This is a genomic window from Phormidesmis priestleyi BC1401, assembly GCF_001650195.1.
GTDB lineage: Bacteria > Cyanobacteriota > Cyanobacteriia > Leptolyngbyales > Leptolyngbyaceae > Phormidesmis_A > Phormidesmis_A priestleyi_B.
In genome coordinates this window covers 50,442-63,473 of sequence record NZ_LXYR01000028.1, presented here as the reverse complement: position 1 = coordinate 63,473, position 13,032 = coordinate 50,442, and the positions used below count along the sequence as shown (strand labels likewise).

The following is a 13,032-nucleotide window of genomic DNA, read 5'->3' as shown; positions in this document are numbered from 1 at the left end:
GGCACACGAGCGAGGAGTTTACACGCGAGTTGAGACGGACTCGGGGTGCCCTTGCCATGCCAGATGCAGAAGCTCCAGGGCACTCGCCACTGCCCCAACACCAGGTAAAGCATCACGATGTGGAGTCCTCGCTTGCCGTTGAGCACTCGCACCCACGGATGGGGCGTTGCTGCGTCTTCGGTCGGGTCACTCAGATGCCGAAACTTGCCGCACTTCTCCAAGGTGGTTAGGTCAATCAATACTTTGAGGGGACTTCCAGAGCCTGGGAGATGCGATCCAATCTGCTGCAACACCTGGTGACGAGTCGTTCGCAGCACTGATCGAGTCGACCACTCGTAGTGATTCAGAAAGCGGCTCAACGCACTGGCAGATTTCGTCTGGCACTGTTGCGGCAACGGATGCCCTTGCGCCTCTAAAAATAGTCCTAAAAGGGAACTGAGACTGGCGTGCTGATAGGGACTAGGCATCAGATGAAGCAGGGCGTACACTAGTCCTTGGGCGTGTTGCAAGAGGGTTTCCATAACCGTCCTATTCAACTATTTCTACGCCCTTTCTTACAGACTTTTAGCCGTTTTGCAACTCCTTATTGAGACTGGTGCAAGATGTGAGTTAGGCGAGGGCTTGCCCCACTTCGTGAGGAGGGCAAATCTGGATCTGATTTAATCCACGATCCTTAATGAGAATATTTGCTAAAAACTGATGGAAGTTCTATGCTTCTAAAGGCGATCGTTCACTTCGATTGGGCAAAACTAAGTTGCTTCAGCGAGTCGCGATCGTCCCTACTCTCCAATGTCCCTTCGTATGTCAAGCCAAAAAAGGCTAGAAAAATCAATTCTCAGTCGTCGCCAACTTCTACAGTGGGGGCTTCTTGCAGGTGCCGGGGCTGCAGGTTCCTCGATCGTTGCCAACCGTCTATTGGGTGCGAGGGGGCAATCGTCGGTGATGATTCCTCCGGTGCCTGCGTCTCCCAGTGACCGATCAGGCATGAATCCGATGTCGATGTTGCGTGACTTTGACTATGGCACGGTCACTCAAGAAAATGGTCGAACCGTGCGCGAATTTCGGGTCGAGGCGCAAACTTCGACGATTCAACTCGACAACGCTCACTCCTTCATCACCTGGAATCTCAACGGGCGGGTGCCGGGTCCGACGTTTCGAGCAACGGAGGGCGATCGGATTCGAGTCGTTTTTTATAATCGTGCCGGACATTCTCACTCCCTGCACTTTCACGGCGAACATCCCGCTGATATGGATGGCATCAAGCCCGTTAAAAATGGCAGCGTCATGATTTACGAGTTCGACGCAAAGCCGTTTGGAGTGCATCTTTATCATTGCCACGTCGCCCCCGTGACGCGTCACATCGGCAAAGGCTTGTATGGGATGTTCATCATCGATCCTCCCCAGCCGCGCCCCCCAGCCGATGAGATGGTGTTGATTATGGCAGGCTATGACGTGAACGATGATCAGAAAAATGAGCTATATGCCTTTAATGGGCTGCCTCACTACTACATGAAAAACCCGATCGCGATTCAACAAGATCAGCTTATTCGGCTCTATGTGCTGAATGTGATCGAGTTCGATCCGGTGGCGACGTTTCATCTACATGCCAATATGTTTCGAGTCAATCAGACCGGACGATCGCTCGAGCCGGGCTATGAAACCGATGTGATCACGATGGGAACAGCAGAGCGACACATTTTAGAATTCAGCTATCACAACCCTGGAAAATTCATGTTCCATCCCCATCAAGACACCATTGCAGAAGCGGGATGTATGGGATTTTTTGACGTAATCGGCAGCAAAACATAGGTTTTTAGACAAATTAGGGAAATCTCGATCGAGAGTTATTGACAAGTATTCCTATGAAGGGTGACAATAGCTCTCACGTTTGATTAACAGTAATTATTTGCATTAAGTCAATTTTCTCTAACTGAGCTTTTTGATCCGTCATTTTTAACCTCACCTGGACACGTCTATGTCTGTCTTCCGTTTCTTTGCCCTCTTCTTCTCAGCATTTAGCCTGTCGGTTTTGATTTCATGCAGCAACCAGGCTCCAACCCCAAATGCCGCTGCACCTGCTAGCCCAATGGCGCAAACAAATTCTTCAGCAGACCATTCTTCGATGCAAGGCGGCAAGCCCAAAATTAATATCAACAACGCCATTTTGTCTGAGCTAGACAAACTTGAAGCAAAGCTAGGGGTTCCGGCGCTGTCAAATCGAATTCAGGCAAGTCGCCCCTACGCCAAAGTTGACGAACTGGTGTCTAAAAATGTCATCACTCAGGCGCAGTTTGATCAAATCAAAGACATGGTGACGATCGAAGACATCCAGCTTACTGGCGAAGCTAAAGATGTAGACTACATGACCAAGTTGGGTCTGATGAAAGGACACCTTTTAGTCGCTAAGGAACTGTTAGATCTGCAAAAGCCAGACCAAGCTGAACCGCACATCGGGCACCCCGTTGAAGAAATCTACGCCGATGTCGAAGATCAGCTTAACGAACGCAACATCAAAGAATTTAAAACGTCGTTGATTGCGCTGCAGGATACCGTCAAAGCGGGCGCAAAAGACGCGAATAAAGTTGGCACTGAGTTTAAGACTTCGGTGCAAGCGGTGGATGGCGCGATCACGGCTCTTCCTGAGACTCAGCGCACCTCTCCTGAGTTTGTGCTGCAAGTGATCAATGGGTTGCTCGATACTGCAAATTCAGAATATGGAGCCTCGATCGCCGATGGTAAAATCGCTCAACCTATTGAATATCAAGACTCTCGCGGGTTTGTGCTCTACGCTAAGGAGCTTTATACAGCTATCTCTCCTCAACTGTCAAAAGACAAAGCTGAGGCAAATAAAACAATTCAAACCACGATGGCAGATCTTGTGAAGGTTTGGTCGTCTGTGTTGCCTCCGGCTGCCCCCGTCAAAACTCCGGTTGAAGTTTCTCAGATGATTAAAACGATCGAGCAAACCGCTCAAAAAACCACAAAATCCTCTTGATCCGTCAACAATAGGGTGATAGGTTAAATAACCATCGCTCTCCCGCTCAATAACCCACTACTTTTTAGCAACCACTTATGGACTTTAGCTCTGCAATTCCCACGTTTGTGATTACCCTCCGAGAGGGCGTTGAGGCGGCTCTGGTGGTCGGCATTGTGCTGGCTTATCTCAAAAAAGCAAAGCAAAGCGATTTAAACTCGTGGGTTTATGGCGGAGTTGCGGTCGGTCTGTTTGTCAGTGCTGTGATTGGTCAGCTTTTTGGCTGGTTGATTGCAAACTTAGGAACCGTCAATCAACAATATTCACCGATGATAGAACCTCTGCTAGAGGCTGTCTTCAGCGTCATGGCGATCGGGTTTTTAAGCTGGATGCTGGTATGGATGACGCAAAACGCCCGCATGATGAAGAAAAACGTTGAGGGCGCGATCGGGTCTGCTCTCAGCAATCGAGCCGGGGCAGGGTGGGGCATTTTTGCCCTGATTTTTTTTGCGGTCTTGCGTGAAGGGTTTGAAACGGTGCTGTTTATCGCGGCAAAATTTCAGCAGGGCTTAGTTCCGGCGCTGGGTGCACTGAGCGGAATTGCAGTCGCGGCTGGCATTGGAGCTTTGCTGTTTAAGTGGGGCGTTAAGCTCAATCTGCGACTGTTTTTTATGGTGATGGGAGCCTTGCTGCTGCTGATTGTGTCAGGCTTAGTCGTCACTTCATTAGGGCACTTCGACACGGCGGTGCAAACGCTGTCGCAGTTAGATCGCAAATCTGCGGGGCTGTGCTTCTTTCAAGAGCGGTTTGCCAAGCCTCAAGATCGTGACTGCATTTTAGGTCCGATGGTGTGGAACTTCAGTAAAGTTTTGCCCGACGATCGCTTTCCCGGAGTCATTCTCAATGCTTTATTTGGCTACACCCAACGCTTATATCTAGTTCAAGCAGTTGGCTATGGCGTGTTTTTGATCACGATCGGCAGCATTTACTTCCAAAGTCTGGCAGGTCGCGCGATCTTTCCGATCCGCAAAGCTCGATCGTCGCTAACTGACTAATGTCTAACGCGCTTTTTACAATGAGAACTGATGCAGCACGGTTTCAGTTCCGGGCATTGCTGAATGCAGATATGAAATGCCCTCCTCCCGAAGTGGGGCGAAGCTCTTGTCCCCTCTCCTTCTGGGAGAGGGATAGGGTGAGGGTAAAATCTCTGCTTCATCGATCGATTCAGCAACGCCAGAAAATTTGACTCGCACGATCGAGTCCTTGACAACTCATACTCATTACGAGTACGCTCTATTGATAACCGTCGAGGAGCTAATTGTATGTTGCCTAACCGAGAAGGACAGCGCGTTCCTAATGTCACCTTTCGTACTCGCGACCATAACCACTGGGTCGATGTCACCACCGATGCTCTGTTCACTGATAAAACAGTCGTTGTTTTTTCGTTGCCGGGCGCGTTTACGCCGACCTGCTCATCGACTCACTTACCAGGCTATAACGAGTTGGCGAAAGTGTTTAAAGAGAATGGGGTCGATGACATCCTTTGCGTCTCAGTTAACGATACCTTTGTGATGAATGAGTGGGCAAAAAGCCAAGAAGCCGACAACCTGACGCTCATCCCCGATGGCAACGGGGAGTTTAGTGAAGGGATGGGAATGTTGGTAGAAAAGACAGATCTGGGCTTTGGCAAGCGATCGTGGCGCTATTCAATGTTGGTAAAAAACGGGGTAATCGAGAAGATGTTTATCGAGCCAGAAGAACCCGGCGACCCGTTTAAGGTATCAGATGCCGAAACGATGCTTGACTACATCAACGCACAAGCTGAAAAGCCCAAAGTCGTGTCTCTGTTTGTGAAAGTGGGATGCCCCTTCTGCGCCCGTGCCAAAGGAATGCTGACCGACCACGGCATGGATTATGAAGAAATCGTCTTGGGTCGCGATGCTAACCTCCGCACACTGCGCGCTGTCACCGGAGCCGTCACTGCCCCTCAGGTATTTATTGATGGCAAACTAATTGGCGGATCTGATGCGTTAGCTGACTATTTTGGCATAGCGTCGTAATTCTGATAGAATTCCCCAACTTTAAAACTCTACTTCGCTGCTGTTCCTCCCTGAACTGAAGTTTGGGCTGGCACAATCGCAGCGAGAGAGTTTTTAAACACGCCCTAGTGCCCCTGATCCTTTCCTCTAGGCATCTGCATTAGATTAAATAACGGATGAGCGAGTAGAGCCGCTTGAGTACGATCGCGCAAGTTCAGCCGACTCAATATGTTGGTCACATAGTTCTTCACCGTATTTTCTGATAGAAACAGTGCCTGAGCAATCTCTCGGTTGTTTGCGCCAGAAGCGATTAAACGCAAAACTTCTAATTCTCTAGGCGTGAGTTGCGCGAGTTCGGGTGGGGAAACAGTCACTGGAGCCGAGGTAGGCATCGTTAGGGCTTTTTCAAATAATCCGGGACCAAATTGTGTATGTCCTTTATTGACAGAACGAATCGCTAACGCTAGCTCATCCGGTTCTGTGTCTTTGAGCAAATACCCTTTTGCACCCAGCCGCATCGCCTGCGAAACATACTCATCATCATCAAACGTGGTTAAAACCAAAACTTTAACATTGGGATAGTGTTGAACGATCGCGCCTGTTGCTGCGACACCATCCATCACGGGCATCCGAATATCCATCAGCACAATGTCAGGCTGTAAAGATGAAATTTGCTCGATCGCGCGCTGTCCGTTTTCGGCTTCACCAATTACCTGCATATCTGCATTAGACTCCAGCATACTCTTGAGTCCCTGTCGAATAATATGCTGGTCATCGACAAGCAGAATCCGAATCATGGCAGTTGTTTTGAAAGGGGCAACGCAACCGAGACGCGGCAGCCATTTTCAGGTTGACTATCAATGGTGAACTGTCCGCCCAATGCGATCGCTCGTTCTCGCATTCCCTGAAGCCCAAACCCAGTCGTGTTTTGAGCCGGATTAAAGCCTGTGCCATTGTCGTCAATCGAGAGATAGATTAGCCCCGCCTGTTGATGCAATCCTACACTAACCTGCTTCGCCTGAGCGTGCTTATAGATGTTTGTGAGCGATTCTTGCACAATGCGATATAGCGTTGTATTCACGTCTGAAGAGAGCGGCATTGGGAGGTGAATCGTATTAGAGACGATGATTCCTGTCATGTGCTCAAAGTTTTGCAGGAGCGTGTTGATTGCCGTTTCGAGCGATCGCCCCTGTAAGGGGTTCGATCGCAAGACAGAAACAGATTTGCGAATCTCTAGTAATGCGTCTGATCCAAGCTGCTTTGCTTGTTTGAGAAATGCCAGTGCTTTGTCAGCGTCAGATTTCCAAAACAATAGCGCATTGTTCATTTGAATCGTTTGTGCTACGAGAGTGTGTCCGAGTCCGTCATGAATTTCGCGGGCGATGCGGTTCCGTTCTTGTAAGGTGGCTTGATCCTCAACTCGTAGAGCATAATGCCGCAATTGTTCAAGCGTAGTCGCTAACTGATCATGAGTCGTTTCTAGCTGCTCTCGGCTTTGGCGTTCAGCAATTAACGCATTGATTAACAGCAAAGCAAATACTAACGTCAGGCTAAACAACAACACATTGCTGACCCGCGATTCCCAAACCATTGAAACAAATTTTTCGGGCACGATCGGTCTTAACAGCAAAAGCGACCCATAAGAAAGCATCGCTAAAACTAGAACAATCACCTGCCCTATCTGCCCAAATATCAAGCAACTGCGTAACAGCAGCACCAGAAATAATAGAAAATTGGAGCGGCTCGACAACCCTTCTTGAACCACGGGGAGCAGAATTAAGCCAAACTCTAGCGCCGTAAATAGAATCTTTGAGCGAAGCCGAACCGTTGGTAACCGCAGCCCAAGTAGACCAAAAATTGCGATCGCGATCAGGCGCAGCAGCAGCGACGAAGGCGAGCGATACAAATGCAGCACTTCCATCACAACCGACGTTCCTAGCAGCAGCCATTCTAGGTACAGCAGTAGACGAAACGATGGGTAGGTCAAGCGGATCATAGAACTCTTTCCCATCAAAAGATGGAGCGGGGCATCGAAAGACGCTGACCTAATTTTGGAGGGAGTGAAGGAGTCAAACAACACAGTAGCCCCCTTTGGGTGAGCGCGCAATAGCGGCTAGAAGCACACTTAGAACCGTGGATTAAATTCACCCCAACCTTCTCCTATCAGCAGAGGATGATTGATCTCTCTAGTCTTTAAGATACGAGAGTTTGGGAGATGCGGGTGAATCGAGGTGCGATCGTCGAGGTCATTAAACTTTTTGCAAAAGTCCGAAGATGCTCTCATTCCCCAATCCCTTCTCTCAAGCTTGGGAGAAGGGGAGCCAGATTTCAAAGTCCCTCTCCCACATTTGGGAGAGGGATTTAGGGTGAGGGCAGGGACTTTTGCAAAAGGTCTACTTATTCCAGGTCTCTGTAATGGTTTAGCAGACTTGTTTCTCGTCTCAGTAGAGCCAATCTAACTACATTCAACTATTCAGACTAGGAAAAAAGTCACAACATTCAAGTAGGTTTTGACGGGTCAAGTTAGGAGCCTGGTGTCATGCGTCAATTGGGTTCACCCTTTAAGATTTGTAAGTAAAATCGGATTTGGAACCTGGTGAATCTCATGAAAAAGCAACCGATCGCAGCCACATTTCTAATCGGCGCACTAATGATGGGGCTGTCTGCTTGTGGTCAATCCAATTCTGCTCAAACGCCGCAATCTAATTCAACGGTAAGTCCAGCAAATTCAGCGCAATCGAGTAGTCCGTCTGCGCCCGATCAGACCCAAAAAGCAGACCGGGCACAAAAACGTGAGGCAGTTCGCAAACAAGTTCTAGCCGTTTTAACGCAAGAGCAGGCGCAGCAGTTTCAAACTAAAGTGCAGAGTGGTGAAAAAATGCGGCAAGCGCTGAGAGAAGTAAATCTTACAGCCGAGCAAAAAGCCAAAATTCAGGACATTCTTAAGGCTGCGTATCCTCGTCAGCAAGGATCTCAAAAGAGCTAACACTTATCTATTGCAGCAGGTTTCAGTCCGCGTCTGAGACATTTATGCCCCGCTTTCGGCAAACATAGAGGATTTTATGGTCAACGAAGGTCACAATAAAAAGCCGAACGACGCTCCGATCGGAGGGTCGGATGAACCGATCGAGAGCAGCGAAACAACGCCAGCCGTTCTATCAAAGCGCCGGATTGGGTTATTTCTGGGCGGCGTGCTGTTGCTGGGCGGATTGGGATTTTTGGGACTGCGATCGATGGCTGCAAAACCCGATAAACCAGCCGGACGCAATGCCAGACAGCAAGTCACCCCTGTGATGGTCGCGGCTGTGAGCCAGAGGACGGTTCCTGTGCAACTGAAGGCGATCGGCAATGTGCAGGCTAATTCAACGGTGTCGGTCACGCCGCAAGCGAGTGGACGGATTACGGGCGTATTCTTCCAGAAGGGGCAAGAGGTGCATAAAGGGCAGCTGCTGTTTACGCTCGACGATCGCTCTCAGACTGCCTCGATTCAGCAAGCGCAGGGAACCGTAGCCAAAAGTCAGGCGCAAGTGCAGCAAGCTAGAGCCACCCTTGCCAAAGACCAAGGACTTGTTGAACAAGCTAGAGCCACCCTTGCCAAAGACCAAGGGGCTGTCAAACAGGCGATCGCTACCCTGGCAAAGGATCAGGCACAAGCACAGTTTGCTCAAGCACAGAGTCAACGCTACGAAAATCTCTATAAGCAAGGAGCCATTAGTCAGGATCAGGCGCAGCAATATGCAACCAACAGCCGATCAATTGCAGCAACGCTACAGGTTGATCAAGAAGCGATCTCCAACGCTCAAGCCGTTGTGAGAAGTGATGAAGTGGCAATCAAAAATGCTCAGGCAGTGGTGCTAGGTGATCAAGCCGCGATCGAAAACGCTCAGGCAGGCGTGAGCGCTGACAGTGGCGCGTTGAACAGCGTGCGGGTGGAATCGTCGTATACCAAAATTTATGCGCCGATCGACGGGCGGGCGGGTAATATTTTGGTGACGGAAGGAAATGTCGTACAGGCGGGTGGCTCAAATCCGCTGGTGACGATCGCCAAAATTCACCCAATTCAGGTTGCATTCTCGGTGCCCGAATCGAATTTGCCGGACGTGCAAAAGCACATGGATAACGGCAAGCTGAAAGTATCGGTCACGTTTGCGGGCAATAATACTCCAATTCAGGGGTTGCTCTCGTTTGTAAATAACACGGTCGATACGAATACGGGAACAATTCAACTGATTGGTGACTTTGATAATGCAGATGCCAGACTCTTTCCGGGGCAATTTGTGAACACGACGCTGACGCTGACTCAAGAGCCGAATGCTACTGTTGTTCCATCGCAAGCGGTTCAAAATGGTCCAAATGGTCAGTTTGTGTTTGTCTTCAACCCTGATGACAACACAGTAGACAATGTTCCGGTTGTAGCGAGTAGCACGATCGACGGACTCGACGTGATTCAAAAAGGAGTGCAGCCAGGCGATCAGGTCGTTACGGATGGACAAGCGAACCTAGTGGATGGGAGTCAAGTTCGAGTGAAGACCGCTTCAGAGCAGGGCAACGGCGGTAACGGAACTGCACCGGGTGATATGAGCGGCAACAATTCTCAGCCCAACCGCAAGACTGCAAAGCCCGCCTCCGGGAATGCTCCAAATGCCGGGGATGCTCCAAATGCGGGGAATGCACCCCGATCGAGTAGACAACCCAAACCAGGCAATGGGTCGCAGCGTGCAGGAGATAACTAATTTATGAATCTCTCACAACTGTTTATTCGCCGCCCGATCATGACGACGCTCGTGATGGTAGGAATCTTGATCTTCGGCGTTATGAGTTACCGTTTGCTGCCAATCAGTGACTTGCCAAGCGTAGATTATCCCACGATTCAAATCACAGCGTCTCGCCCCGGTGCAAGCCCTGAAACGATGGCAGCATCGGTTGCCCGTCCGCTAGAAAAGCAATTTTCGAGTATTGCCGGGGTTGATACGCTCAACTCAACCAGCACGCTTGGCTCGACGCAAATCACGCTGCAATTCGACCTTAGCCGCAACATTGATGACGCGGCGCAAGATGTCGAAGCAGCCATTTCATCATCATCAGGTCAAATTCCCAATGATCTACCAAATCCGCCGACCTATAGCAAAGTCAATCCCGCAGATCAGCCGATTTTATACCTGTATCTCAAGTCTCCGACGCTGCCTTTGTCTGAAGTAGACAACTACGCTGAGACCTATGTGGCGCAAAAGCTGTCTACGATCGGTGGCGTGGCACAGGTGCAAGTGTATGGTTCGCAAAAATATGCGGCTCGAATTCAGCTTGACCCGCAGCAGTTAGCGACTCGGCAACTCGGACTCGATCAAGTGCAAACGGCGATTCAGCAGGGCAACGTCAACTTACCGACTGGTAGCCTTTCGGGTACAAATAAAAGCTATACCGTGCAAACAAACGGGCAGCTTGAGGACGCAGCCGCTTACAAATCGTTGATTGTTGCTTACAAAGATGGCTCTCCAGTTTATCTTCAGCAACTCGGTCGCATTATCGACAGCGTTGAAAATGATAATATCGCGAGTTGGTACAATGATACTCGCGCTATTATTCTCAGCATTCAACGTCAACCGGGAACCAATACCGTCCAGGTGGTCGATACGATTAAAAAACTATTACCAAAGCTGGGAGATCAGATTCCCAAATCGGTTGAAGTTGGTATTCTTTATGATGCGTCTCAAGCGATTCGAGATTCTGTCAATGATGTGCGATTTACGCTGATGCTGACGATCGCGCTGGTTGTCTTAGTCATTTTCTTATTTCTACGCAATCTGCCTGCAACCGTTATTCCCAGTTTGGCGCTACCTGTTTCGCTAATCGGCACCTTTGCCGTAATGCAGCAGCTTCATTTCTCGTTAGATAACTTATCGCTGATGGCGCTGACGCTTTCAGTCGGATTTGTAGTCGATGATGCGATCGTCATGCTCGAAAATATTGTGCGGCATCTAGAAATGGGTGAAGCGCCTCTTGAAGCCGCGCTCAATGGCTCACGCGAGATCAGTTTCACCATTTTATCGATGACGCTTTCGTTGGTCGCCGTATTCATCCCCATGCTTTTCATGAGTGGGTTATTGGGGCGACTATTTCATGAATTTGCGGTGACGATCGCGGTTTCAATTCTGGTATCTGGTTTCGTTTCGTTGACGCTTACACCGATGTTGTGTAGTCGATTTCTGCGTCCAATAAATCACTCACGTCAAAGTCGGCTGTATCGCGCGTCTGAACGAGTATTCGACTGGTTTTTAGCCCAATATGAGTGGAGCCTGAAGCAAGCCTTAAAGTTTCATCGCACCACTATGATTTTGTCCATTGCGATGTTCTTTGTCACCGTTGCCTTGCTGGTGGTGATTCCAAAAGGCTTTATTCCTAGTGAAGATACCGGAAAAATCACGGGCGTGACGCAAGCGGCACAAGATGCTTCATTTGACGCGTTGGTAAAACATCAGCAAGAAGTAGTGAACGTGATTCGTCAAGATCCAAACGTGGATGCAGTCAACTCAAACATTGGCGGCGGTGCGAGTGCAACGGGCAGTGGTGGCGGAACGCCAAGCAATACAGGCAGCTTGTTTATTCGACTCAAACCCCGCGATCAGCGTCATTTAAACGCGGATGAGATTGTGCAAGCTCTACGCCCGAAACTTGCTGCTATTCCGGGCATTCAGGTATTTTTACAAAATCCGCCTGCGATTCCGATCGGCACTCAGCAGTCTACAGGTCTCTATCAACTAGGGCTGCAAAGCAGCGATGTTCAACCCTTGCAGCAATATGTGCCGCAGCTCGTGGACAAAATGAAGAATTTGCCGCAAATTCAAGATGTCAACAGCGATTTGCAAACAACATCACAAGTAAGGCTGAACATCGATCGAGATAAAGCTTCAGCGTTGGGCATTACTGCTCAACAGATTGAAAACACGCTGAGAAATGCTTATGGAGGATATCAAGTCTCGACAATCTATGCAGCAAGCAATCAGTATCAGGTGATTCTAGAACTCGAACCGCAGTATCAGCAAGAGCCAAATGCACTGTTGCAGCTTTATGTGAATGCGAATGGCAGTTCGGGTACATCTGCTAATAATTCAAGCAATCTGGGTGAAACGACCAATAACACGAGCAACAATGGTACGACTGCAACAGGAGCTAAGACTACCAGCAGTTCCAGCGTTCAGGCAGTTCCCCTCAGCACGTTTGCCACGATTTCTACTGGCGTTGCGCCACTGATGATAAATCATGTTGGTCGTCTGAGTGCGGCAACTATTTCCTATAATCTTACGCCTGGTGCGTCGTTAGGTGAGGCAAATCAGGAAATTGAGAATCTGATTCAAAGTGTCATTCCGGTTAGCGTTACAACGAGCTTTCAAGGGGCAAGCCAGGTATTCCAGAGTTCATTACCCGATCTATTGCTATTGCTGTTAATTGCAATTCTCGTCATCTATCTAATTCTGGGTATTTTATACGAGGATTTTATTCATCCGATTACGATTCTTTCAGGATTGCCATCGGCGGGATTTGGGGCATTGCTAACGCTGCTGATCTTTCATGTTGAACTCAACGTCTACTCGTTTATTGGCATTATGCTGCTGGTCGGCATTGTGAAGAAAAACGGCATCATGATGGTGGACTTTGCGATCGAGTCACAGCGCGACGAAGCCAAAAAACCATCTGAGGCGATTTATCAAGCCTGTTTGGTGCGCTTTCGTCCGATTATGATGACCACAATGGCGGCACTGATGGGTACGTTACCGATCGCGATCGGATTCGGTGCGGGCTCTGAGTCTCGTCGCCCACTAGGAATTGCGGTGGTTGGAGGTCTAATTTTCTCGCAGATCTTGACGCTGTATATAACGCCTGTGTTCTACATCTACATGGAAGCATGGCGCAAGAAGATCGCCCACACGAAGTTTGCTCGTGTCCTCTCACTGGGCGGAAGTCGATCGTAGTTTCTCCTCAGTTTGAACGTTTTTTTAGACCCGCAACCTTTCTGGGAAAGTG

9 protein-coding genes and 1 pseudogene are annotated in these 13,032 nt (G+C 49.2%); 7 read left to right on the top strand and 3 right to left on the bottom strand.

The window, feature by feature from the left end:
- A pseudogene (locus A8707_RS15360) lies at window positions 1-521 on the bottom strand (IS701 family transposase); the annotation flags it as partial.
- Window positions 522-801: 280 nt separating this feature from the next.
- Between A8707_RS15360 and A8707_RS15355 the strand changes: the two are divergent.
- The 4 genes from A8707_RS15355 to A8707_RS15340 all read left to right on the top strand — a co-directional run bounded on the left by A8707_RS15355 (window position 802) and on the right by A8707_RS15340 (window position 5,034).
- Complete coding sequence (locus A8707_RS15355) at window positions 802-1,809, top strand: multicopper oxidase domain-containing protein (protein ID WP_068818126.1); 1,008 nt, start codon at window positions 802-804, stop codon at window positions 1,807-1,809.
- A 166-nt stretch (window positions 1,810-1,975) separates the two neighbouring features.
- Window positions 1,976-2,995 (top strand): ComEA family DNA-binding protein, encoded by a 1,020-nt coding sequence (locus tag A8707_RS15350; protein ID WP_068818125.1) that lies wholly within the window; start codon window positions 1,976-1,978, stop codon window positions 2,993-2,995.
- A gap of 77 nt (window positions 2,996-3,072) precedes the next feature.
- Window positions 3,073-4,029, top strand: a complete 957-nt coding sequence (locus A8707_RS15345; protein ID WP_068818124.1) for an FTR1 family iron permease — start codon at window positions 3,073-3,075, stop codon at window positions 4,027-4,029.
- A gap of 267 nt (window positions 4,030-4,296) precedes the next feature.
- A complete protein-coding gene (locus tag A8707_RS15340) occupies window positions 4,297-5,034 on the top strand; it encodes a glutathione peroxidase (RefSeq protein ID WP_068818123.1) in 738 nt (245 codons plus the stop codon).
- A 104-nt stretch (window positions 5,035-5,138) separates the two neighbouring features.
- Here A8707_RS15340 and A8707_RS15335 read toward each other — a convergent pair whose 3' ends face one another.
- Entirely contained in the window at window positions 5,139-5,810 is a 672-nt protein-coding gene (locus tag A8707_RS15335; protein ID WP_068818122.1) for a response regulator transcription factor, read from the bottom strand.
- On the bottom strand, window positions 5,807-7,009 hold the full coding sequence (locus tag A8707_RS15330) for a sensor histidine kinase (protein ID WP_082906376.1): 1,203 nt from the start codon (window positions 7,007-7,009) through the stop codon (window positions 5,807-5,809). Before A8707_RS15330 ends, A8707_RS15335 begins: the two co-directional genes overlap by 4 nt.
- 609 nt (window positions 7,010-7,618) lie before the next feature.
- On the opposite strand from A8707_RS15330, the gene A8707_RS15325 reads away from it, so the two are divergent.
- The 3 genes from A8707_RS15325 to A8707_RS15315 all read left to right on the top strand — a co-directional run bounded on the left by A8707_RS15325 (window position 7,619) and on the right by A8707_RS15315 (window position 12,980).
- A complete protein-coding gene (locus tag A8707_RS15325; protein WP_068818120.1) occupies window positions 7,619-7,999 on the top strand; it encodes a hypothetical protein in 381 nt (126 codons plus the stop codon).
- Window positions 8,000-8,075: 76 nt separating this feature from the next.
- Complete coding sequence (locus A8707_RS15320) at window positions 8,076-9,746, top strand: efflux RND transporter periplasmic adaptor subunit (RefSeq protein WP_068818119.1); 1,671 nt, start codon at window positions 8,076-8,078, stop codon at window positions 9,744-9,746.
- A gap of 3 nt (window positions 9,747-9,749) precedes the next feature.
- Window positions 9,750-12,980, top strand: coding sequence for an efflux RND transporter permease subunit (locus A8707_RS15315; RefSeq protein WP_068818118.1), 3,231 nt, complete (start codon window positions 9,750-9,752; stop codon window positions 12,978-12,980).
- The last annotated feature ends 52 nt before the right edge of the window (window positions 12,981-13,032 follow it).

Bases quoted from the DNA above. Each gene is read 5' to 3' on its own strand.
- A8707_RS15355 (WP_068818126.1), top strand. From the start codon at position 802: ATGTCAAGCCAAAAAAGGCTAGAAAAATCAATTCTCAGTCGTCGCCAA.
- A8707_RS15350 (WP_068818125.1), top strand. From the start codon at position 1,976: ATGTCTGTCTTCCGTTTCTTTGCCCTCTTCTTCTCAGCATTTAGCCTG.
- A8707_RS15345 (WP_068818124.1), top strand. From the start codon at position 3,073: ATGGACTTTAGCTCTGCAATTCCCACGTTTGTGATTACCCTCCGAGAG.
- A8707_RS15340 (WP_068818123.1), top strand. From the start codon at position 4,297: ATGTTGCCTAACCGAGAAGGACAGCGCGTTCCTAATGTCACCTTTCGT.
- A8707_RS15335 (WP_068818122.1), bottom strand. From the start codon at position 5,810: ATGATTCGGATTCTGCTTGTCGATGACCAGCATATTATTCGACAGGGA.
- A8707_RS15330 (WP_082906376.1), bottom strand. From the start codon at position 7,009: ATGATCCGCTTGACCTACCCATCGTTTCGTCTACTGCTGTACCTAGAA.
- A8707_RS15325 (WP_068818120.1), top strand. From the start codon at position 7,619: ATGAAAAAGCAACCGATCGCAGCCACATTTCTAATCGGCGCACTAATG.
- A8707_RS15320 (WP_068818119.1), top strand. From the start codon at position 8,076: ATGGTCAACGAAGGTCACAATAAAAAGCCGAACGACGCTCCGATCGGA.
- A8707_RS15315 (WP_068818118.1), top strand. From the start codon at position 9,750: ATGAATCTCTCACAACTGTTTATTCGCCGCCCGATCATGACGACGCTC.